This window comes from Bartonella taylorii 8TBB, from assembly GCF_902825155.1.
In the GTDB taxonomy this organism is placed as follows: Bacteria; Pseudomonadota; Alphaproteobacteria; order Rhizobiales; family Rhizobiaceae; genus Bartonella; species Bartonella taylorii_A.
Genome location: NZ_CADEAG010000003.1, coordinates 170,229 through 192,943 on the forward strand (window position 1 = coordinate 170,229; position 22,715 = coordinate 192,943).

Genomic DNA, 22,715 nt, shown 5'->3' on the forward strand with positions numbered 1-22,715 from the left:
GACAGTTGTTCAGTTCTTTGAGAACCATTGTTTTAAATGGGCGAAAACATTGTCTAGCGCATCCATGAGGCGTGCAAAATCAAGGATCAACAAAAAAAGAAAAAATGCACCCCACTTCATCAAGCGAGACATCATTTTCACGCTTTGGTAGGTGATGATCATTTCCTGAAGCATCTCTTTTTCTGTATCCGAAAGCTCTATGTGTTTTTCAGTTTTTTTTCTGGACATGTTGCCACCCACACAAGTACTCACCCTGCTTGTTATGCTTCAAGATCTCTCTTGCTAAGTTTGAGCTAATGGTGTTCAGATCTTGTCGGCTTAAATAAATAGGTAACCAACCAACACAAGAAGAGCTATATTTATTTGTCGCGCAACCAATCAGAGAGAGCAGCACGCACATCAGCATCACTTTTTTGATTAACTTCACTTTCCACCTCAAGCCGTGTTGTGGCTGCTTTTAAAGCTTTTTCTGTTTGCTTTTGTTGCTCTGCTTTTTTCCCAAGAGTAAAAGCTTTTGCTAAGGCAATAAAAAAAGCGGCTAAAGCCGCACCTGTTACCATCAAGTTTCTTTTCATCCATAAGATCATAGGCGGTGCTCCTGAAAGCGTTTAGCAACAAAGAAAATGCCAGTACATGCCGCTAAAACCATAATGGTTGCCAAAGCCCATTGGATTGGTCCATTGCCCGCTAAAAACCCACCAAGACCTGAGAAAGAACCAATAATCGGTGCCAATGCTTCTGCTTTGAGAAACCCTGTTGGTTGTTTCGTTTCTACTGTTTGATAATTGGAGGAAACATAAGCCCCTTTAGCCCATAGCCCTGCCTCTGCGACACGCCGGTGTACGAGACCTTGCAAACGTTTTCCACCCGCTTTGGTCCATTTCTGCAATTCAAAGGGAACAGCCTCATAATCACCCTGATTAAGTTTTTTAAGCAATGTAGAGTTTTAGAAAGCTGTTATACCCACATTATAACAAAAGGAAACAAGAGCACCAAACTGTTCATCGCTTAAATTCACACAAGTCGCTTCTTCTACCGCTCCCTCATATTGCTGCAAATCTGCTAAAAGCATGGTTTCAGCTTTTTTTTCTGTAATCACCATACCCTCAACAACTGTTGGTTTACCAGATTTTTGCGTATGACCATAACCAATGGTCCACACGCCAGAAGCATCTTGATAAGCCTGCAAGCGCAAACCTTCCCACTTTTTTAAACAGTATAAACAGTCTTTACTTATTTTCCGTGCCATTGTTCAATTCACCTTATAAATATACCTTTATGAGTACTGCTCCGTCACCGCCGTCGCCGCCAATTTTGTCGCCTCCGTGTTTCCCATCAAAATATCCGCCGCCACCACCACCACATTCTTTACCACCTCGACCACCGTTACCACCTTTGTAACTCTCACCACCCTGCCCCATGATAGAACCCTTGCATTGACCACCACCTCCACCGCCGCCGCCAAGAAAAGAACTTCCACCGGTACCAGCTCTCTTGCCGTCACTTCCACTTCCTCCACCATTCCCACCAGAAAAAATAAAACTCTCCCCACTGCTGCCCTCCCTGTTTCCTCCTCCATCACCGCCTTTCCCTCCAAAGTTAACGAGAGCCATGGAGACGGAATATCCTCCTTCTGCTGTAACAAGCCCTTTGATCATTGTTCTACCACCATTGCACAAAATGTTACTGTCGTTGCCTTGACCACCACGACCAATGTAAGCTGTTTTTAATTTATCTAAATCAGAACCTTTCATTTTAACATGCACGCATTGACCGCCGCCGCCGCCGCCATCCTTAACGCCACCACCTCCACCACCCCAAGCCCATACTTCGATATCGGTGTCAGAAGTAATACCAGCAGGCAGTGGAATATCTCCACTTTCCGTCATCAGAATTTCAACAGGTTTGCTTACCCCGCCACCATTGTTGCCACCGCCGCTGCTATTGCTACTATTTGCTTTAATTGAAGCCATGAGGTCGGCTGGTGAGATAAGTGCATCTATTGTTTTTGTGCCATCAATCCAGTCTTGTTTTTCAAGAGGTTGAATGAGATCAACTTTTTTCTGCACATTGCGTGCTGTATCTTGGGCTTTATCGGCTGTTGTTTGTGCCTTAGTAGCAATGGTTTTTGCGTCCGTAGCACTTTTTTGTGCAACACTTGCCTCAGCTTGTGCCTGATCTGCTGTTTTTTGTGCTACATCAGCCGTTGTTTTTGCATCTTTCGCTGTATTTAATGCAACATCTGCAACATTTTTTGCTTCACTTGCAACATGAATCCCTTGTTCTACATCGTCTTCAACTTTATTAATTTTTGTAATCTGTGCACGCTCTTGAGGGGTTAAAATAAGATGCGTGTTCCCCTCTTTCATATTCTCCATATCAAAGGCATCTTTTTCTATTTTATCTGGATCATAGACTGATTTTGACATACCAAAAGACTTTGAGCCTATAAAATAACTAATGGTATTTTTGAGATCTACCGGAGATATGGGATAATAAACACCTTCACTTCCCTTATGCCACTTTTCTATTGTTGGTTGGGTAGCACTCAACCATCGTAGCTTTGATCTTTCTTCTGTGGTTAAAATCTTTTTGGTAGGACCCTCGTGCATATTTTCCATAGAAAATGCATTTGAACCCACATTGTCGGGATCATATATAGCAGCCTTCATATCGCCAATCCCTAAAGGCGATATTTTTACCCAGCCAGCACCTGATAAAATCGCATTCTCATGCGCTTCACCACTTGCTTCAATATCGTGGATTGTGACCTTATCTTTGTAAGCAAGAGCTCCAATATCTCTCTTTGCAACAGCATCATCAGCCTTTTTCCCTTGAGCAGCAGTTGCAAAATATTCTACCTCATAAGCTGCTGCACTCCCCACTGAAACAGGTGCAAGAGCCTTACTATCTAAAACACCTTCTTTGACTTCTTTCTTTGTTGCTGGTTCAAGCTTAAATATATGCGTATGATAGGGTAATGGCATCGCGGTTCATTCCTTAGTAAGTCTGTTTTTGAGATTTTTGGGGATGAGAGACTGTAATTCATCAATAAGTTTTTGCATGGTCTCTATGCGTTGATCTGTTGCTTCTTGATATTGTGCCAAAGCACTTAAAAGATCATGCTGTATGTCGCTTTTGACAAGATCAAGCACCTTATTTAAGGGTGCATGAACCATTCGATTGCTTGCATAAAAAAGGACGCGGATTTGCTCCGCGTCCGCAATATCATCAATAGCAGACGGATTATTGATCATCTGAAAACCTTATGATTTTATAGCATAAACAACCGTTATATTAACAGGGCGTGTTTCTGTTTCACCTGTTGAAGATATGGTTACCTTATGCGTGTGTGCCCCAGCAGGCTCTGTTACTCCTGTGGTGTAATCAGGATCATAATATGGATTCCTTCGACCAACTCTATTCGCTGGCCATCCAAATATTTGATAGCGAAAGTTGTGGGTATGCTCCCCCGCTTCTTCAATGGTGGCAACATGTGTGTGCGATTTAAGGCAATCTTGCTGTATATCAGCAAATTTTCTATTTCTGTCTAAACCGCGACCATTGTCAAAGCCGCGCAAAAACATTCCTCTAAAGTCTGGAACTTTAAAGGTTGTATCGCTGTTTTTTCCCCATTTATCCCCTATCGCCTTGAATAATTGCGGATAATCCTTGCGTTCATAAGTAGCGCCATCACATAAAAGCCATCCGTTTGGGACTTCTTGCATAGCAAAGGTCGCAATAAATCCACAAGGAAAGGTTTCGACCTTCGGTGGTGGAATGGGGGTAGGGTTTAAAAGATACCAGCCATCAAGACCTTTTGTTGATATGCCATCATTATAGACTATTTCATAAATACCACCCATTTGTAACTCACCACCTGTCAATGGTACTATTCCCGTGCTGGTGGCTTTATAGAGTGGCTTTGCTCCTATATTATTCATGTTTATTGTTGTCGTACCAATATTTATACCACGCGCCTTAAAACGGATAATGATATCGTTTTTATATTTCGCTATTGGCGAAACCGTCGTCAACGTAATTGATGTTGTTTGTTCCTTTCCATTCACAATAAACTTTGAGTCAAGAGAACCACCATTATCGGCAAGATATTCACGTATACGCTGCATCATGACCCGCGCACTATCATTAACAGAACTAGGCGGCTGCCCTTCTGCCCAATTAATGATACTATCGGAATTGGCATTTTGATCAGCTGTGAGTGACCAGTCATAAATATCAGACATGATAAGCCCCCGTTCTTCTTAATAGCTCTTCGCGCAATTGCTCTTCTTTTTGCCGCCCATAGGAACCAACAGATTGCCGCCTAGAGGGATCAATGAGAGCTGTTAAATCTGTCGGGCGCCCAGTCGATTGTGAGAATCCCGCCATGACGGGTTGCTGTAACATTTGTTGCTGTACCATCTGTGCCTGCTGTTTTTGTCTTTCTCCATTCTCTCTCATTAAATGAAGCAAACCGGAAAAGCCTTTTTTAAGAGCACCTGCATCAATACCTTGCCCTTGCAATGGTGTGGTTTCCATAACCTGTCCTGTTAAATTGTCTCCGCTTTCAGGTGCCATCATTCTGTTTGGGAATGGCGTGTCATATGTCATTAATTGGTTGCCCCCTTGATCACCTTGACCCACCTGATTACCTTGAAGTGTCTTTTGAAGCCTCTCAACCCCACGCAAAGGACCCACCTCGTTTGGTGCTGCTTGTCCATTGCTTTGGTTTTGTGGTGTCATACCATTCGAAGTATCTCCCGTTTTGTTGTAAAGCCTATAAATATGATTCATAAAATCCCCTGCTGTAGCTTCCATGTTGCCACCGTTGAGTGTGACTGCCTGTCGACCTAAAAGCTGGCTTGCTGGAATATGTGGATTTTTGATAAGCTTTACTGCCCCTGCTGGTCCTTGTTGGTGTGCGAGGTAAAGCTCTGCCTCTGACGGCGCTCTGCCTAATGCTGTAGCTAAATAACGCGTATTATCCTTCGTTAACCGTGCCATAGCATCGGTTGCTTGAAAGGGATCAAACTTGTCATTCAGTTGATAGTGTTTTGCTGTTGAATCTAAAAATTGATACAGCCCCCCTGCACTGCTGTTCTTATTTCTTGCATTTGGATTACCGTTACTTTCTATCATAGCAACACGTTCAAGAAAGCTTTCTGGCAAACCATATTTTTGTGCTGCCTGTGAGATAGCACGCTTCACATTGGGATGAAAATTGATCATTAGTTTATAACCGTTCTATCAGCACTGCTATTCAAAAGAATGCCAAGAAAATTGAAGAATTTTGTGTGGTCTTCTTTGGTTATTAAGCGTTTCTTTTCTGCTTCATGAAACTTCTTAATTAATTCAACGGCTTTTTCTCTTGCTAACCCAAAATCTCCTTTTTCCCGTGCTGTTATGAGAGCCGCAATATCTCTCTCAGTATCTTTATGGACGCTTGAGAATTTGCGTCCAAATTTCCCTAAGAAATTTTTTACAACTGCCTTGATGAAAGCAATCTTTCCTATACCCATAGTCTGTTGTGCCCCCCTCTCTTCCACTTCACCCATATGGTTTGGCAATCGTGCAAAAAGCTTTGTTCTTTCCACTTCTGGTCGCAACACTTTCATAAGTTGCTTGGCTTTATCCTCACCAAAAATACGCTGTAATTTTTCTTGACCATTTTGCGTGTCAAACAAACTCAAAAGACTGTGGTCAAAATTTTGTGCATTGCCTGCCGCATCCTCTAGTTGCGACCGTACACCTTTTTGAAACGCATCTTTTTCCATTAACCCCAAATCTGAAAGTTGACTGTTGATTGTGTCGAGATTAACGCTCTTCTTCAGTGCTTGCTCTCCTTGCTCTAAGGCATCACCGATAGTACGCTCGTCATAATAAATTTTCCGTGCTTTAGCATAATCTGGAGATGACGTATCTAAAACGTCCAGAATGCGTTGTTTGAACAGAGTCAAATCTCGCGCATATCCTTGTTTTCCTTTGATACGAGCAGAATTAATTTGATCATCCAAAACCTCTTTCATCTTATGTAAAATCCGCATATTCAGTTTTGGATATCCATTGCTCCCACTAACTGTTGCATCCGCTTCATTTGGCATTTGCGCAATTGCTTTTTTATAGGCTTTTTGGAAGGCAGGAGTTTCTTGCAACCGCGATAAATCTTTACTGACAGCATTAGAAATAGGAGAAGCTTTCGCCCTCTCATAAAATGGTTCAGCCTTTTTCTGTGCTTGTTTGATAATCTCTTGCTTTAAATTAAGCGTATCTACTTTTGGACCCATCACATCTGTCAACGCATCCTTTACCCGCAGTGCACTCGCATCTTGTCTTTCATTCAAACGATTACTTATGAGCGAATATGTATCATGGTCTTTTTTTGCTGCCTTAAAAGCTCTTGTAGCAAGCTCATCGTGAAGATCAATAATCATTGAATCAGGACCACGCTGTTTTAATGCCCTTTCAAGCTTATCAACACCTTCATCCCCTAAAGTTTGGCTTACATCCCTAAGCGCTCTATCGCTTATCTGAAATGCTTCTTTTTCTACACCTTGTGTTATTGGTTCAGTTTTACCAAACAATTTTCCAACTGTGTTTTTGAGAGCCTCAGGTGTTTTTTTCACAATAGCAGGCGTTTTTTTAAGTGATCTTGTCACAAAAGGCGTCACTTTTGATACACCCCTGGCAACAAATGGTGTTGCAACGCCTAGCCCCGCACCTAACCCAGCAGACACTAGAGTATCTGCAAGCCCTTCCCCCTCACCACTGCCTGCTATTCCACCATAAATGGCTCCAGCTTTTGCTGCACGCCCCAAGCTAAATTTTGCCGCCTCTTTACTTGCTACTGCTTTCATTGCTGCTTCACCTGCAGCTTTTGCCGCTGCCCGTTCCGCACCCTCTGCTAAAGCAGATTGCACCGCCCTTTCTCCTGCTGCTAAAGCTTTACTGGTTATTTGTGCTCCTGCAACACCAGCTCTACCTCCCAGCACAACATCAGCTCCAATTGCCGCACGAGCGGCAGCAGTCGCCCCTGCCGCGGGTGGAAAGAGGGCAGAAGCAATTACGGGTGCCGCAGCACCCGCTAAATTCCCCGCAAGAGATAGATAAAAATGATCTCGGTTTGCCGCTCTTTGATAATCACGCCATCGCTTTGTCACTTCATTATATTTTTTGACTGCCTCTTTATCTCCCATCCAATAATTAATAGGTCCCAGAGGTCCCGAAGCGAATACTCCGGCTATTTCATCATCATACCCCATGGTTAACCCATGAAGAGCACCCCATCCAAAAGCACCCGCTGCACTTGGATGTGGACCATCTTCTTCTGTTGCACCATTGTTACCTGTAACAGAACCACTTAGCCTTTCCTTATTCTTCGCGAAAAGCTCTTGAAGCTGTTCTGGTGTATAGTCACTTATATGCCCAATGACTCTTGTGTTTTTACGATTAATAAGAGGAGGAATTACTTCAGCCATTGGTTTGTTTCTCCTTAATGCGCCCGTCACTATCAACGAACAGCGTGCCTTCCGGCAATGCTTCTATCTGTTTTTCTAGTGGATCATTTGACTGTGCATGATTTCCCTTATTCCCCTTATAAGCATCTTCCCCATAGGCGGCTCGAACGAGCTCGTTTGTTGCTTCTGCACCACCAAAAAGAATTGCGCGCGTTGCTGCATTGGATTTGTTGAAAGTGTCAATAACTGTTTTTAACGACTTCTTCATTTGCTCTGCAGAAAGATCTTGATACAGTGCCGCTACAGAGTTTTGCAATGCTTGCAATTCCATATTAGACAAATTCCCAAAGCCAGATGCACCATTTGGTGAAAATGCCTTTGCTTTTCTCAAGGCATCAAGCCCGATACTCGCCTTCAATGAATCGAGCATATGCCCGAAATCTTTTGCCTGAGAATTAGGAAGGAACGACATTATAGGACCAGTGAAACCAACAACATGCGGGTATTCCTCAACAATTTTTAGCAATTCTTTAGATGCCGAAAGTATACGATTTGACCTGTCTGCTGTTTCCAAAATTCGCATTTGCGTTTGTTGGTTTTTACGCTCCTCCTCCTTCTGTTCTTGGATTAATTTATGTTCTGCACCACTGCCTGCAATTGGCACCGCACGTACGCCACCAAGTGCTTTTTTATCCTTAATATACATATAACCTGCTTCAGGCTTTGACAGCATGTTATCAGTATTCCCCCCTAATCCAGAAGCAGTGGAACGCTGTCCTCCTTGGACAGGTATAATTTTCCCTGTGCTTGTTGAGACTTGGAAAGTCATATCCTCAGGCAATCCCTGCTCTGCCTTTTCTTCCGCTGTCAATGTTCTATAGGCTTTTTGAGGGTTTAACGTGCTGCCTATAACTTTCATGGCAAGATCTGGATATTGCACAAGGGCTTGTGCGTCTTTATCACTATATCCTTTAGAGCGTAAAAACTCAAAAATTGGTCTATTTTGAGCACGTACATTATTGCCCTGCCGCATAACAAGCGCCGCATTTGAAAAACTTTCTTGCGGTGTTTTTCCTGATGCTAACCCTGCAAAAAAATCCATTAAATGCTCGGAAAATTCTGATTTTCTAAAACGCTCCCATAAGCTGCTTGGGTCTGCATCTTTATGGATAAAATTTCCAACTGCGTTTACATAATCCGTTGCCTCTTCGGGCTTAGCATTTGCTTTTAAATGTTCTTCTTCTGAAATAGGCGTATGAGAAAGTTTTTCTTCATTGACAGGGCTGCTCTCCTGCGAATTTTCTGCCATAGATCTGTTGTTGATCTCTGCAATATAATCCATCACATCTTTTTGCTGTCGCCCAGCTTCATCCCCACTAGACTGATCAATGTTCGCAACAAGTGGAGATTGAGGAATCATTGATGCAACACCTCGCTGATCTGAGAAGTCATGCTTTTGTTGCTCTGGCGCCTCTTGTATCTTAACAGTATCCTTTGAAACATCCGGTAATGGAGGCATTTGGCGCTTTAAATCATCCGTAGACATAATCAATTCTGCTGGCGTTTTTTTCCCAACTTCTCCTCCTCCTGCTTGAGAACCACGAATAAGCTCTGTAGGACTCAATTTTTGTGGAGTATTATCCCCATTGCTCACATCAAAAGGGTTTGTGCTAAAAGCAGCACGTTCTAAAAAACTTGGCTTGTATCGCCCTTCCAACGGCGTGCTTGGAGGCGTAGAAAGCTGTTCGAACAAATGCTTTGGCAATTGAGGTATGACCTGATACATCAAGGGACGCAAAAATTTTGGATCAAACAACTTTAAAAGAGAATTTGTGTTTTCTTGTTCCATCACTGCACCCTTTCCATCTCAAAGCCAAGCTTGCCATAATCCACATGCAAAAAGCCTGTCGCCTTATGCAAGAAAACAGCTTCAGGTTTTGACTTCAAAACATCTTGTGCCATCACCCCGCGATAGCGCTCTGGATAGCCCTTGTAATTATACTCATAGAGTTTGTGTCCATTTCGCCGCCCCACTTGCACGATATTTTCTTTCGCTCTGATGTCGCTAAGCCCAGCAAAAGTACCAAGGATAGTTCCAACATTTCCAACAATCTCCCACGGATTAGGTTTTGGCTGTGGAGTCAATGTCGTCATTTGTCCTGTTCGTGTTCCATAATTTCCAGCAACAGCCCCACCAGCTGCGAGCAACTTACTTAACTGGTCCCAATCAAGATTGTTCTGCTGTTCCCATTTTTGCCGCTCTTCATCCAATTGCCGTTGATGATTGGCATCAAGCACACTCCCTCCCGTCAACGCATTGAGATTTGCCTGACCTTGACCTTGAAAGAAGTTATTGGCGCCAGCCAACTGATTTTGGTTTGCTTGGTCAATGAGACCATTGGCATTCATCATGTTGTTGACATCTTGGTTATATTGCTGTGATAAAGCTTGTGTTGCTATGCCCCCCAATTCATCAGCCAAAACCCCAGTATGCGCCCCAGAACCATAACGCCCCGCCCCCGAAAGTGAACTGTTAATCGTGTCTGTTGCTTTATTTAATGTGTTTTGAAGTGCTTCATTAAAATAAGGGTTATTCCCTACTTGTTGACCTGAAGCCATGTTCTTTAAGTTTTGGCTTGTTGCATTTTGCCCTGTGGCTATTCCATTTAAAGTGTTGTTATCATAGTTATGCGTATTATTGCTAAGCCCATTAATCGCATTCTTTGTTTGATCACTTAACCCCGCAACACGCTGCCCGTCATAAACGGCTTTTCCGCTGCCTTGGTTATAAAAAGTCATGGCATCTTGAGCTGCGTGTTCAAAAATACCTTTTGCCCATTCAGGGGGTGCATTTGTTTGCGTCGTATTTTGGGTATTCTGGATTGGTTTAGAACTTTTTCCCATGTTAAAGCTGCTTTCTATATTCTAAAAGATTAACGAAATATCCATGCGATTTAAGAGATTTTTCCCACCCTCGCCTGCCTATGATGACAAGCTCTTTTGCCCCTTTTTTCTTGTAATAGGCTTCAATCTGAGTGATAAGCTTTGTTAAGGGTGCTCCTCCCTTTCCACCAAGGGTGACAATAACCGCCCTTAATGCTCCAGTGACGAGTTCCTGTAACTGTGTTGTGACATGCGCCATAAAATTTTCATGCGCATCAACGATAATCCAAAGAACTTTTTCTCCCTTCAAAATATCGTTTAAAATGGTCTCTGTATTATAATCATCAGGGAATTTTTGATTAAAGTAAGCTATCGATTTTATGACATTCTCAAAATAGGGCGCCATTTGTTCAGCGCTCCATTTTTCTGTATTATAGATCTTAAAATTCATCTTATGCCCGCGGGTTTGAGCGTTACATCAAAGCCTGTTATATGCGTCCATGGCGTGCCTTCTGGTATTCTCAGACGCAAGGCGTGATAACGCGCCCGTGAGCGGATATTATACATCCCATTATTATAGCCGGCATAACGCTCTTTAGCCCAATTTAATTGGTTCTTGTTATCAATGATAAACGCCGCCCCAACACTTAAAAAACCATTTGTTGTATCCGCTTGAACAAAAGCCTCACTCATCAGGTTGATTTGCCTGCCCGTATCCCCCACAATTTGTGAAGCAATAACTGCTTCCATCGGAGGACCTGCAAAAAAACCAAATGTGTTGTCTGGCGTAAAGGCTCCCAAAACAGGTGCGCCATTTTGCCACATTTTACTATCAAGAGAAGCTGGTAAATCTTTCAAGCTCTCTTGTACTTCGTCTAAGCCTTCTAATGTGTAACCTGCTGCAAAAAGAGGAAATAAGAGAAGCTTCTGACCTTTTATGACACTCCATATTTGCAAAAGCCAATCATAAACATAGATATTCATCCCTATAATATCGTCGTTTATAGAAAAATAAACGCGTGAATATACTGGATCAATACAGGCCCTCATCTCATCAATGGCAAAATTATTGTAAAGCGTAAAAACAGTTTTATCGACTTTGCCAAAACCAATAGGGAGCATTTCACCTATACTGTTGATTTGATAAAAACCATCATCAGATGCAAAGAAAGTACAGTCTCCACGGCTTGCAATTGCCGTGCTGCTTTTAGCCCCTATTTTGTCTTTTATTTTTGCAAAACTGAAGATAATTTTAGAGCCTGGTACAAAGGTTGCATGATAAATAGCGGAGCGCATAAAAATAAGTGGATTTGTTGATTCCGTAGACCCTTGAACATATTCACCATCAGGAAAATCTTGATAATCACAACTTTTCTCCCCAACCGTCCAATGTGTTGCATCATTCAAACCTGACCACTGCACACGGTTTGGCTTATCTGTTAGTTGCATCAGGCAAACAAAATCACCCCACACACGCACAAGTCCAGCACGCGGCGGATTACCACTCAAATCACAAAACTTTTCATCTGTTTTTAACGAAAGCATTTGTGGTGGGTCATTGCTATTAACAGCAATGATATGATCACCAAAGGAGGCAAAAGACCAAAGCGCGGTCTCATTGGCGTGATACTGTGTGTGAGGTTTGCTAATGTCTTTCCAGCCGCGCGTGCTGTTGTCATATTCATAAAGCTTTGTTGGTGCACCCACAATGATGCGCACACCACTCAATGAGCGCACAGCATAGACCCCTAAAATCACATCCGGAAAAGAATCTGATACTGATGCGACCATTGGAAAAGGAATATACGAGTTTTGTGCAGGCAAAACGTTTACTATCTCACTGGAATAACCACTATTAATAAATGCAACATCTGGTCTATATTCAGCAACAGGAACAAAAGTCATCAGAAATCCGTATGTTGAATTTTGAACAAGTTTTTGCGCCGCGAAGTTTCAATTCTCAATGCGTCTAACTGTTCTTGAAACATGGCAAAAGCTGCTGCTGCCATCTGTGGTTCTTTAATAATATTCGTATAAATTTCATATTTTGCACGCGTTTTGATCAGTTCATAGGCTTCACGAAACCATATGGACGCTTCTTGTGCGCTCTCAATATCTTTTATTCTTATAGGGTCAAGAATAAGCCTGATAGAATAAACCCGCTCTGGTGTTGGATACAAGACAAGCTTTTGTTCAAAATAAGCATAGCGTGTAGGCATGCCATGGCTACAATCATCCTCAAGATTCTCAATAACAAGCGGATCTACCTGCAAAAGCTTTGCTTTGCTGTGATTATCTTCATAAACGTAAGCATCAACAATGCGAACAGCAGCTGGAATAACTGGATTTTCCTCGGCGCCATAACGGCTTTTGCCCTTTAGAGTGGTAAAAACAACTTCGCGGCTTTCATTGAAATAAAAAGGCAATCGTTCACAAAATCGAATGGCTGAAAATATCGCCTTTTGAACTTGATCAACATATTCATCTGTTTGGTCATCTATTTCATCCTGAATATCGTTTAACATCTGAATGAAATTTTTATCATGAGGAACAATGGTCTGTTTGTCTCCAATCGGACCACTTGTCTGTACTATTATTGTCATATTACCCTCTTCCAAATGTCTTGGGGCATCTTGTGTGGGAGGGGGACGCAAGCAATAAACGCCCCCTTGCCTTTAACGATTGGTGTAAAACTCAACAATCACCTCAGCATCACCTTTGGTGCTTTGCTTGTCTCGTGTCATATAAATCGTATTTTCAGCCTCTAACGGAACATCTCGTTCCTCCATGGGTATGTACAGATTGCCATCGGTAGATTGCGTAAGCCCCACATCTCCATAATCATTACCATGAGGCTCTTTTCCAAATGTAGCTGTTACATTTTCAAAATCCTCCATGGTATAAGCTGTAATGCTTTTGATAAAAGCGCCTCGGGGTAGAACACCAATTTTTGTTATCAACCCTTGGTCTGTACATTTAACACGCGCCCGTAAATAACTAACCTGCTGCGTAGAGTTGTTGCGCCCCTGCAAAACAGGTGGCAGTCCCTCATCTGTCATGCCAACGGTCTCAACGGTTTCATCAGGTTCCTTTGTAATTAGCGATTTTTCTGCCATAATTGCCATCCTTTAATAATTAGCTTGCTTCAGCAAAAGAAGGGATAACAATCGTACCAAAGTCTTGTCCCCCTTGATCAGAGTGCGGCAAGGTGTAGCGTGACTTTTTCATGCCAATAATGGTCTTTGCAGCCAAACCAAATTCGCGTTGATAATCAAACAATTCTTCAACAAGTTTATAACGCGTCGCACCATTTCCCCCATTTCCTCCTGTTGCACCATTGCCAATACGTCCATAAGCCATGATGATACTTTGCGCACCAAGCAAAACAGCACGACGAACAGAGGGAACAGGCTCTTGTGTCTTTGAATTAACACCATTAGGGACATGTTCAGCTTCACGCAAAATGACACCGTTATACATCCCCAAAGAACCATTAAAAATTGGGTTCTTCGCTCCAGAGCCATCATAAGCTGCCTTGGTAATGTCTAACCATTGACCACTCTTGGTATTGGTGCGCAATTGAGTTACCTGTATTGGGTGGAGATACATCACATATGCCGATTTTCCATCAACACGAACCGGACGCAAACGTGGATTTGCAAGTTTTGCGCGTTCCACAGCTTGATCTATAAGATCTAATGTAAAAACATCATCTTTTGTAAGCTCTTCATCAGTCTTTTTCTTATTGGCACGAATAACACGCAATTTGCTTGGCTCTGATGGCGCGTTAAAACCATAATGCACCGGTTTAAGCGTTATGCTGCGTCCTTCAAAATGCATCCATGGTGCTGTATAGCCTGCTGCCTGAATGAAAAACATCAGACTTAAGCGATCTGCATACCAATCAACCAACCCATCTTTTGCTTCGGTACGCAAATTAAAGGGAACACGTTGTTGATCAATAGAGCCTTCATATTTGATGCGCACAGCATGAGTAAGCTCGTTGATGTGCACCTTTTCATTCATAAATTGGAGGGCTTCTTCATTGCCTTCCAGCGTTTGTCCCTCGCTAACGCCATCCCCCATAAGTTGGACGCGTAAACCGCTCGTAACGGAGTCACCAGCGGATTTCCCTAGCACATCCAACACTTGAATAATGCTGTTTTTATTTTTGCCCATCAGCGGTGCAATGGGCAACGCTTTTGAGGTCTCTGTATTTAGCATCTTAGCCCAAACGCCAACGGCTAATGGGTCATTGAGCTTTACTTCTGTTACTGCCATTTCAATCAATGCCTTTCTTGGTTTTTAAAACTCGCCTTGCGGCACAACCAAACGATAACAATCACTTGGTTCTCTCTGTCGCGCTATTGCGCACATCTTCATGCTCTGCTCATAATTTGTTCAAATTTTTCGGGATTTTTCTCAACCCATGCTGCAAATTCAGCTTCTGGCATGGTAAAAAGTGTTCTCATATCCATACCGCCGGTTGGAACTTGTCCGCCGCGCGCTGTAAGCGTCCGCGCTGCTTGACTTCGCTCTTGAAGAGCTCCCACTTCGTTCTTAATTGGCACTCCACTATAGCCAAAAGCTTTTGCTTTTTGCACCAGCACTTCGATTGGGTTTATACCGGCTTTCTGACACTGCTGGCATATTTGGCGCAATTCAGCACCAATTTGCTGTTGCCGTGCCTCTGGGTCTTTCCATTGCGGATAAAGGCTTGCTTGCGCTTGTAGAACATTGTCTGCTCTTTCATAGAGATAGTCCGTGATACTATCTAAATCTGGATATTTGTCTTGTACCTGCGCTTTGGCTTCCTCGAAATAATCCCCCAACTTTTGGCGTTCATATTCCTCTTGACTCATGCGCTCTTGGCTCTCTCTCATATGAGAAAACTCATCAAGCAATTTCTGTTGTTCTTGTACCTTATGACTAAGCCATGCAAAATGTGCTTTTGGATCGTCTTCTAGGGAGGGAATATTTTCCTCACGGCGGCGCGTGATTTCTTCCTGCATTGCGGCATATTTTTGCGCAAGTTCAATAGCCAATTCACGCGCTTCAATGGCGCTTTGTTCTGCCTTTTGGCGTGCTTGCCGCTCTTGCTCTAATTTATCAGATTCTATTGCATCAGAATTTGGCTGCTCTCCAACTGGTTCTACAGCTGGTTGTTCAGAACTTTCCTCTGCATCAAAAACTTCCTCAACTTGTTCAGGCTCGACCAACTCAACGGCATTATCACTGGCAAAATGTTCATCATAGATTGCTTGTTCTTCAGGCGTAAACTCTTCTTCCATATTCTGTCCCTTCAATGTGCTATTATATTTTTTGTCAAAACTCGATAGTGTTCCAACTGTGCCTGTAAAGCTTTGCGTTCTAAATCACGCTGCGCTATCTCATTTTTTGCCTGTTGCAATTCAAGCTGCATCCGCGCTTGTTCTTGCTTCAAGAAAAGTTCGATATTTTTCTGCTGCAATGCCGCTTGTTTCTGCTGTGCATCAAGTTGATAGAGTGTGCTCTTTGCCTGTGCTTCCTGCTGTAAAACAGCAATCTTTGCTTGTTGCTCTGGAGTTAATTGCGCCCCTTGGCTTTGTTGCATCATCTGTTGTTGCTGTTGTTCTTGTTGTGCCTGCTGTGCTTTTGCCGTTAAATTTGCTACCAATGTTGCCGGTAGTGGGGAAAGCTTTAAAAGATCTGGAATCATCTCCGGTGTTAAGAAACCACCAAGCAACGGCAACATCTGCGTAATTGCCGCAAAAGTTTTCTCTTTTTCATTGGGGCTTGTAGGTGAATCATCAACAATAATGTCATACTCAAGCGTCGTAACAGCTTCACGCGTCAACGGCACATATTGGGCATTCTCTTGTCCAGAAATACGTACCAGACGCCCATCAGAGAGATAATTCTGGATAAGATAAAGGATAATTTTTCCTTGTCTGCACCGATAAAGCTTGAGATTATCAAATAAACCTGCAAGCAAATTAAGCGTTGATTGCCGGCGTGTATTTTCCAGAACATTCGCTTGATTAACCTCCCGTGTTCCAATAAATTCTGCCGATAACCCTGTTACATGCGTTATCGCTTCACGCGATTCATTAAACAGCTGGAAAAATCCATTGGGAAATTGTGCACTTGGCTTTGGTTGAATTTTCCCTCCTGTAAGCGCGCCATTTTTAACCCAAGTAATGGTATCCGTTCGCGCCCAGCTTTCTAACGCTTGGCGATCATCATCGAAAGCGTCTCGTTCTGCCATCAAGCCGTCCTTAGACTGGCTATTAAGGATATACATCACTTGGCTAAAATATTTATTCGACCATTTTTGCGGGTCTTTTGCGGGGCGAACAATCCCGTAAAACTGGTTTTTAAGCTTATCCAGCGTGCCCGTGATACACTCCCACCCAAGTTGCCCATCAGGTGCTAATGGCTTATCGGGCTGGCTTAAAAGACGTCGTCCCAGAAAAGCGCGTCTCACCACTTTTTTATTAAAGCGTGCGCCTTGTAACTGTGGCATGATCCTTTGAAGCTGTTCAAACTCCTGTTTGCTATAGTTGCGCATCTGACCGGTTTGAAGATCAGGCGCCTTGTAAGTGGTTTCATATTCAAACCAGCGGCATTCAACCAGCGTAACATAGCGTTTTCCAGAACACGGCTCTGAGAGAGAGGCTGCATTGGAGTCATCATGATACGCATCAAGCGACACATGAGAATCCTCAGAAGCGGTTGTACTATCGATAGCCCAATCGGCGTTAAGATCTTCAACAGCAATATCAGGAAAAAGACTTTTCGCATCCTCAACGGATTTGCGATCAACATACCACATACGTTGTGCATCAACGAGATTGGGTCGCACAGCATTGGCATCCCAAACCATTTTTAAGGGATCTAAACGTTGAACAGCAGGTATCCCTTCGGGATCTGTATCATAATCAAGCCGCGTATCTGTCCAGCCCATACCGCAAATAACCATATCCTGAAAAGCATCGGAATCGGCATATTCCGCCTCTGCCTCATCACGAAACCATTCTGCTGCTCCAGTAAGCAATTCATTGGGTATTGCTGCTCCCATTTGCCGTGGTTGAAACTGTACTTCGCGCTTATTATTACGCTCCGCCCCAACAATAGCATTCACAAGGGGTGCAATGCGGTTAAAAGTCATGACAGGACGGCGTTGCTCTTTTAAAACCGCAAGATCTTCTTCCGCCCATTGACGACCATTATAAAAATCAAAATCTTCACGCGCCTGTTCACGCCATTCATTAACATGTTCAATATCTTCTGCGTACCAAGACTTTAAACGCTTATAGAGTTCATATTCATCGAGGATTGTCGTTTTTTGAAAGTCTTGATCTAGAATGCCATCCATGATGCCGCTTCTCTTTCCATAGTGCAATAACGCTCTTGCTTGGGTTTGACACTGGGTGCTTCATAGACAATGCACATTAAACCAAAGGCATCCGCCCCATGGCTCGACCAATCATGCTCTGCACCCAAACCAATGCCGCGCTTCTCATCCCATTTCTCGTGATACCAATTCAGTGCTTTGCGCCCTGCTACCGTCATCTCTTCATTGAACCAAACAGACGGTAAAATACGCCGCACCGCCTCTATACGCATCTTAACCGCCCCTGCCCCCTGATTAGGAACAACTTGCGTTTCAAAACCCGCATCATTTAAAGCACTTTCAAAACTCACATTGTGCACACGGTCTCTCGTCGCACCGTCATGGGGGAGAACCATCAATGCCTTCTCATAACCATTTTGACGCAACCAACCGATATGTTCTGATAAAGGCTGTCCCTGTGCTTCGTAATAATTAAGCACTCTGATCTCTCGTCCAACAAATTGCGCTATCCATATCGCTGTGGCATCTGCCTTAGCTCCTGTTCCCCCAATGTCCCAAAAAGCACGTATTTGCATCAAGGGGTCACGAGCAACACGCCCTATCCGCCCCTCTTGCTCAGCTGCCAACATTTCCTTTTGATAATAAGCACCTTGAACCGCTGTAAGATAAGCCCCCTCCCAAATATGCTTATAGGTCTCGGGGCGGTTTCTAAGGTCATCAAGACGTGCTTCATTCAAGATCTTTGGAAACTTTGGATTATCTGACCAGTTGATCTCCACACGCTTAATTGCCTCATTGTTGGAAAAACGAAACCGCTTCTCAACGGGGGCATTCTCTCGCAATGGGTTCCATGTGACCCATAACTCTGCGCGCCATCCTTCTCCCTCTTCACGCAACGTCGGTATAAGCGTCTGCCAAGCCGTCTCTGTAACGGGCTCTGCCTCATCAACCCAACAAAGCAAAATACGCCCCATAGATTTGATACTTGCAATATTGCGATCAAGACCAGAAAACTGAAAGGCTATACGACCATCAATTGACTTAATCGACGACTCCCCAACCTTGTAATAGTCCTTTAAAAAGTCATGCGCTTCAATGGCGCGTTTAATTTCCTCCAATGAACTTTCTGCTAGCGAGTTTTGAAACTGCCGTGCACAAAGGATAGTGCCTGATATCCCTTCCCTACCAAATTGATAGCCTTTTAAAGCAGCCATCAAGGCAAATGATCTTGTTTTCCCAGACCCTCTCCCTCCCCAAGCAGCACGCACCAAAGCCTTCCCTGTAAAAATCGGTATAAGCTTTGGAACAATATTAATCTGTCTTGTCGTCATTCACTAAAGGCGCGATTTCTACACGCGTTATCATCTTAATGGCTCCCCCATCTTCCCCTGTCACTTGAAGAGGCAAAATCTTCCCCAACAATGCCAAATAAGCAGCGGGGCATTTGATTGCCTGTTTTTCGAGGTAAGAGATCAAACCATCATCACCATATTTCTTACCAGCGCGCTCTGCTGCCTTAAGCACTGCCTCTTTCAAAATACGTGTCGTTTTATTTGGCACGCCTTTTACCCGCCCCTGACCTGCCTTTGGGGGCGTTCTTTTTGCAGGTTTCTCAGTGGTTTTCATGTGTGTTTCTTTTTGTAAACAAGACAATAAAAAACCCCGCAAAAGCAGGGCTCTGAACATTCATATAAACTTATAAGAGAGGTAATACCTTTACCGTAATTCTAGACACAGTTCCGCTAGTACAGCAGCATCATAAAACACTATTTTTCATATCCTGTCAACAAAAAATCATGATATTGTGTATTTTTTATTTTTTTACCTAAATCTAGTGTCTTTAACAACCAACCACTCACAATTGTATCATCTCAACGAATCAATTATATGGAAGCACTAAATTATTGATTAGCAAAAAGTGGGGGGGGGAATTAATGTTATTTTTCAAAAAAGCAGTTTTATGCAGAATTAAAAAGATATTTACACTAATTTTATTTTTACCATTCTCTGCTATAATTAGTCTTATGATACTTGCTTTTAATCCCTTCGGATTAGACAATCAACAACAAGATAAATTAATTGTACCAATATTTGTAGCATTTGTATCGTATTTTTTGATACTAAGTGCATGTGCAAGAGAAGAAAAGCTAAGTTTAAAAGATGAAAATATTGACAGCGCATTTTATGAGCTCTTATCCCTCCAATTCCAAACAGCGGCTTGGGCGGCTGGGTCGGCAGTTTTTGTGTTTTATCCTGTAATAGGAATAGCATTTTTAGGAGTGTTAATTTTTATTGGTATTTTTATTACTATAATAGAAAATTTAGATGAAATTGTAGGAATCGTAGCGATTATAGCATTGATATTAATTTGTCTTATAGCGCTGGTAGCGTTGATCAAATTTATTTGGAAAATTGTCTAACGATCAAAATATTTATTAAGCGTTTTCCCTAATCTTTAATATATACTTAAACTCCAACCACAAAAGAAATAATGAATTACTTATCAGCAAAAAAAATAATTTACTTATTAATCATAGTGATCAGTGGGCTTTTTCTTTCTGATTATGCTAACAGTGAACAGATTCTTACTCATTACAAGTCTTCTAATACTGATGAAAATTTACATGAAAAAATTAAAGTTTTGCAAAAGCAATACGTAGTAGAACAGCACCCAAACAAGATTTTATCAGATAGTGGAATTAATCAATATAACATTTCGTTTTCCACTGTTTCTGATTATGAAAAACCTCAGAGGCGCATAACATTTGATGATTTCATCATTATATTCATCATTATAACAGGAATATTCATATTTATTAGTATAATGTCCATCATCATTAACTTACTTTGGCGCTTTAAATTGAAAATTCCTGCTTGTTTCTTTTTATTAACAACTGCTCTAATTAGTTGCGCGGTATTACTCCTTTTAATTCTTGATTAAGAATCAAAATATTTTATAAAAGATTTATCTTAGCCTTTATATATGCTTTTTCTATGTCCAATAGCCAAAACTAATACGACAAGCTCCTTATCATAGAGTTCACAAAGTATCCTGTAATCTCCTACACGATATCTCCATAAACCTGATAATTGTCCTTTTAAGGGCTTACCTATTACACGCACATCTTCAAGAGGAGCAACATGTTGATCTAAAAAATCAACAATCCTCCGTGCTTCTTTTTTATCGCATTTTTTTAAAAAACTAAGAGCTTTTTTTTCATATCTAATCGTCCAAGCCAAGCTCTTTCCTCACCTCTTCAGAGCTATAAAAAGTACCCTCTCCCCTTCGAACGCGCTCTCTTACTTGTGAAGCTAAATAATAATCCTCTGCTTCCTCTATTCCACGTTCAATAATCTCACGCAAATAAAAAGACTTTGTACGTCCTGTCTTAGCAGCTAAATTATTCAAACGTGTTTCGAGATCACTTGGCAATCGAATAGATATCGTCATAACACAATCCTCATATTTGTATTCACTGTAATACAAATATAACGAATTGTACAGAAAAACGTTTCGCGTCATAGCGAAAGAAACAACATACAACATTTACCATTTAGTTTTTCTGTCAAAATATTTATGAAGCGCGTTAAGAGCGACCCGCAATGAATTCACAAGATGTGGTAATGTTTGGTCTTCGATAACAATATATTGTATTGCTGCATAAAGATTATACTGTCTATAGAGATGTTGTGTTTCTTTTATCACCTCTTGCATATTAGAAAACTGTTCTGTTGCAAATTCAACCCATTTTTCTCTTGCTTTGTCATCAGAAGAGGTTGGCATTTCATCATAAACAGCGCTTGGTAAACCTTTTGCACACAAATAGTCATTTTTCACTTCAAGATATTTTTGCGCAGCATCATACTGGTCTTGAGTAAGCACGCCTTGCAAACACAGCCGCCCAACATAAGTACCAGCAAGCGGATTTTTAGCCTCTTCTATGGTCAAATCAAAGCGTTTAGCACGCATTTCAATTGCCAATTGATTAACAGGATCTTGACATATTTTCACCCGTGAAATGTAAGCATCTTTCTTTTTATTTTTTTTCACTTATACCCCCAAATGTCTGTCTAATATCTTGCCCAATTTTATCTGATGCTAAACATGTTTCTTTATCCAAAATAAATAACCACGTGGATAAAGAGAGACCTATAATTATAGTTAGTACACTTATCTTTATTTTATCATTAGCCAGCCCCCAAACGAATACAACCAATGTCAACATAAATACAATGATTATTGCTATTTCAAAACCAGTAGCAGGTACATCATTACCTTTATTCTCTAACAACGCTTGTTGCATAAGCATATTATTCTGTATAATTATTTGCAAAGAATTGGATTGACTCATTAACATCAAAAAGGAACCTCATCATTTATAACAGTATGAGGCGTATCAAGAGGTTGCTGGAAACTTCTGTCATAAGAAGATAATGGCTCTTGATTATCATTATTTTTTCCGTCTAAGAGCTTTAACTCGCCTTTGAATTGCGGTAAAATGATCTCTGTTGTGTAACGGTCATGCCCATTTTTATCTTGCCATTTGCGTGTCTGTAATTTTCCTTCTATGTAAACCTTTGAACCTTTGTTTAGATATTGAAGTGCAATTTTTGCCAAATGTGGATTAAAAATCACAACTGAATGCCATTCAGTTTTCTCTACTTTTTGATGAGTATTTTTATCCGTATAGCTCTCAGAAGTCGCTATACTAAAATTGACTATTTCTGCTCCAGAATTCATTGTTTTGCTTTCGGGATCAGCACCTAAACGCCCGATTAACATCACTTTATTTAGCATGTTTTTTCTTACCTTAAATTTGTATTTTAATACATAAAAAATCTTAGCATAATTTGCATATTTTTTTCAATTATTTCAAAAGGATATTATTGTTTTTTAACATATAAAATTATGTTTAATATGCAAAAAAACATAAATAGTTCAGTGTTCATTTAAAACTCTTGATATACATACATAAATGTATTAACATAAGATATGAAAATAAGATTTGAATGGGATGAAACTAAAGCAAAAAGTAATC

General features: G+C 41.6%; 25 protein-coding genes and 1 pseudogene. 1 reads left to right on the plus strand and 25 read right to left on the minus strand.

The genetic code is table 11. From position 1 onward, the window contains the following. Window positions 1–9: 9 nt before the first annotated feature. The 20 genes and pseudogenes from J7R13_RS03945 to J7R13_RS04035 all read right to left on the minus strand — a co-directional run bounded on the left by J7R13_RS03945 (window position 10) and on the right by J7R13_RS04035 (window position 19,302). Window positions 10–228 carry a hypothetical protein gene (locus J7R13_RS03945; protein WP_208437573.1) on the minus strand — a complete coding sequence of 73 codons (219 nt, stop codon included), beginning with the start codon at window positions 226–228 and terminating at the stop codon, window positions 10–12. After that, complete coding sequence (locus J7R13_RS09570; protein WP_246786277.1) at window positions 209–427, minus strand: hypothetical protein; 219 nt, start codon at window positions 425–427, stop codon at window positions 209–211. Before J7R13_RS09570 ends, J7R13_RS03945 begins: the two co-directional genes overlap by 20 nt. Next, complete coding sequence (locus J7R13_RS03950; protein WP_208437574.1) at window positions 360–587, minus strand: hypothetical protein; 228 nt, start codon at window positions 585–587, stop codon at window positions 360–362. The genes J7R13_RS09570 and J7R13_RS03950 overlap by 68 nt, the downstream gene beginning before the upstream one ends. Further along, a pseudogene (locus J7R13_RS03955) lies at window positions 584–1,249 on the minus strand (lysozyme). The gene J7R13_RS03950 and the pseudogene J7R13_RS03955 overlap by 4 nt, the downstream one beginning before the upstream one ends. Before the next feature lie 13 nt (window positions 1,250–1,262). Further along, complete coding sequence (locus J7R13_RS09835; protein WP_208437575.1) at window positions 1,263–2,987, minus strand: glycine-rich domain-containing protein; 1,725 nt, start codon at window positions 2,985–2,987, stop codon at window positions 1,263–1,265. Window positions 2,988–2,993: 6 nt separating this feature from the next. Continuing rightward, entirely contained in the window at window positions 2,994–3,257 is a 264-nt protein-coding gene (locus J7R13_RS03965; protein ID WP_208437576.1) for a hypothetical protein, read from the minus strand. Window positions 3,258–3,266: 9 nt separating this feature from the next. Next, window positions 3,267–4,247, minus strand: coding sequence for a tail fiber protein (locus J7R13_RS03970; protein WP_208437577.1), 981 nt, complete (start codon window positions 4,245–4,247; stop codon window positions 3,267–3,269). Further along, window positions 4,240–5,232 (minus strand): transglycosylase SLT domain-containing protein, encoded by a 993-nt coding sequence (locus J7R13_RS03975; RefSeq protein WP_208437578.1) that lies wholly within the window; start codon window positions 5,230–5,232, stop codon window positions 4,240–4,242. The genes J7R13_RS03970 and J7R13_RS03975 overlap by 8 nt, the downstream gene beginning before the upstream one ends. Next, complete coding sequence (locus J7R13_RS03980; RefSeq protein ID WP_208437579.1) at window positions 5,232–7,478, minus strand: hypothetical protein; 2,247 nt, start codon at window positions 7,476–7,478, stop codon at window positions 5,232–5,234. Before J7R13_RS03980 ends, J7R13_RS03975 begins: the two co-directional genes overlap by 1 nt. Beyond that, a complete protein-coding gene (locus J7R13_RS03985) occupies window positions 7,471–9,306 on the minus strand; it encodes a hypothetical protein (RefSeq protein ID WP_208437580.1) in 1,836 nt (611 codons plus the stop codon). Before J7R13_RS03985 ends, J7R13_RS03980 begins: the two co-directional genes overlap by 8 nt. Then, on the minus strand, window positions 9,306–10,361 hold the full coding sequence (locus J7R13_RS03990) for a tail fiber domain-containing protein (RefSeq protein WP_208437581.1): 1,056 nt from the start codon (window positions 10,359–10,361) through the stop codon (window positions 9,306–9,308). Before J7R13_RS03990 ends, J7R13_RS03985 begins: the two co-directional genes overlap by 1 nt. A 1-nt stretch (window position 10,362) precedes the next feature. Further along, window positions 10,363–10,746, minus strand: coding sequence for a hypothetical protein (locus tag J7R13_RS03995; protein WP_041581411.1), 384 nt, complete (start codon window positions 10,744–10,746; stop codon window positions 10,363–10,365). Window positions 10,747–10,787: 41 nt separating this feature from the next. Further along, on the minus strand, window positions 10,788–12,245 hold the full coding sequence (locus J7R13_RS04000) for a hypothetical protein (RefSeq protein ID WP_208437582.1): 1,458 nt from the start codon (window positions 12,243–12,245) through the stop codon (window positions 10,788–10,790). Further along, a complete protein-coding gene (locus tag J7R13_RS04005; RefSeq protein ID WP_208437583.1) occupies window positions 12,245–12,943 on the minus strand; it encodes a phage adaptor protein in 699 nt (232 codons plus the stop codon). Before J7R13_RS04005 ends, J7R13_RS04000 begins: the two co-directional genes overlap by 1 nt. A gap of 72 nt (window positions 12,944–13,015) precedes the next feature. After that, window positions 13,016–13,456: a hypothetical protein gene (locus J7R13_RS04010; RefSeq protein WP_208437584.1), complete on the minus strand. Its 441-nt coding sequence runs from the start codon at window positions 13,454–13,456 to the stop codon at window positions 13,016–13,018. Window positions 13,457–13,475: 19 nt separating this feature from the next. Next, window positions 13,476–14,621 (minus strand): N4-gp56 family major capsid protein, encoded by a 1,146-nt coding sequence (locus tag J7R13_RS04015; RefSeq protein ID WP_208437585.1) that lies wholly within the window; start codon window positions 14,619–14,621, stop codon window positions 13,476–13,478. A 98-nt stretch (window positions 14,622–14,719) separates the two neighbouring features. Beyond that, entirely contained in the window at window positions 14,720–15,631 is a 912-nt protein-coding gene (locus J7R13_RS04020) for a hypothetical protein (protein WP_208437586.1), read from the minus strand. Window positions 15,632–15,642: 11 nt separating this feature from the next. Further along, complete coding sequence (locus J7R13_RS04025) at window positions 15,643–17,697, minus strand: portal protein (protein ID WP_208437587.1); 2,055 nt, start codon at window positions 17,695–17,697, stop codon at window positions 15,643–15,645. Beyond that, window positions 17,682–19,007 (minus strand): PBSX family phage terminase large subunit, encoded by a 1,326-nt coding sequence (locus tag J7R13_RS04030; protein WP_208437588.1) that lies wholly within the window; start codon window positions 19,005–19,007, stop codon window positions 17,682–17,684. Before J7R13_RS04030 ends, J7R13_RS04025 begins: the two co-directional genes overlap by 16 nt. Beyond that, window positions 18,988–19,302: a hypothetical protein gene (locus J7R13_RS04035; protein WP_208437589.1), complete on the minus strand. Its 315-nt coding sequence runs from the start codon at window positions 19,300–19,302 to the stop codon at window positions 18,988–18,990. Before J7R13_RS04035 ends, J7R13_RS04030 begins: the two co-directional genes overlap by 20 nt. Window positions 19,303–19,580: 278 nt before the next feature. Here J7R13_RS04035 and J7R13_RS04040 point away from each other — a divergent pair, with 278 nt between their 5' ends. Further along, the gene (locus J7R13_RS04040) at window positions 19,581–20,096 is read left to right on the plus strand and encodes a hypothetical protein (RefSeq protein WP_246786273.1); all 516 of its coding nucleotides are present in this window, start codon (window positions 19,581–19,583) and stop codon (window positions 20,094–20,096) included. 550 nt (window positions 20,097–20,646) lie between these two features. Here J7R13_RS04040 and J7R13_RS04045 read toward each other — a convergent pair. From J7R13_RS04045 to ssb, 5 genes are all read right to left on the minus strand, one after another. Beyond that, window positions 20,647–20,916 carry a type II toxin-antitoxin system RelE family toxin gene (locus J7R13_RS04045; protein ID WP_015856325.1) on the minus strand — a complete coding sequence of 90 codons (270 nt, stop codon included), beginning with the start codon at window positions 20,914–20,916 and terminating at the stop codon, window positions 20,647–20,649. Continuing rightward, window positions 20,900–21,127, minus strand: coding sequence for a type II toxin-antitoxin system RelB family antitoxin (gene relB, locus J7R13_RS04050; protein WP_007346764.1), 228 nt, complete (start codon window positions 21,125–21,127; stop codon window positions 20,900–20,902). Before relB ends, J7R13_RS04045 begins: the two co-directional genes overlap by 17 nt. Window positions 21,128–21,223: 96 nt before the next feature. Beyond that, window positions 21,224–21,727 carry a hypothetical protein gene (locus J7R13_RS04055; protein WP_208437590.1) on the minus strand — a complete coding sequence of 168 codons (504 nt, stop codon included), beginning with the start codon at window positions 21,725–21,727 and terminating at the stop codon, window positions 21,224–21,226. Beyond that, on the minus strand, window positions 21,714–22,034 hold the full coding sequence (locus J7R13_RS04060) for a hypothetical protein (RefSeq protein ID WP_208437591.1): 321 nt from the start codon (window positions 22,032–22,034) through the stop codon (window positions 21,714–21,716). The genes J7R13_RS04055 and J7R13_RS04060 overlap by 14 nt, the downstream gene beginning before the upstream one ends. Next, window positions 22,034–22,474 (minus strand): single-stranded DNA-binding protein, encoded by a 441-nt coding sequence (ssb, locus tag J7R13_RS04065; RefSeq protein WP_208437592.1) that lies wholly within the window; start codon window positions 22,472–22,474, stop codon window positions 22,034–22,036. Before ssb ends, J7R13_RS04060 begins: the two co-directional genes overlap by 1 nt. Window positions 22,475–22,715: the final 241 nt, after the last annotated feature.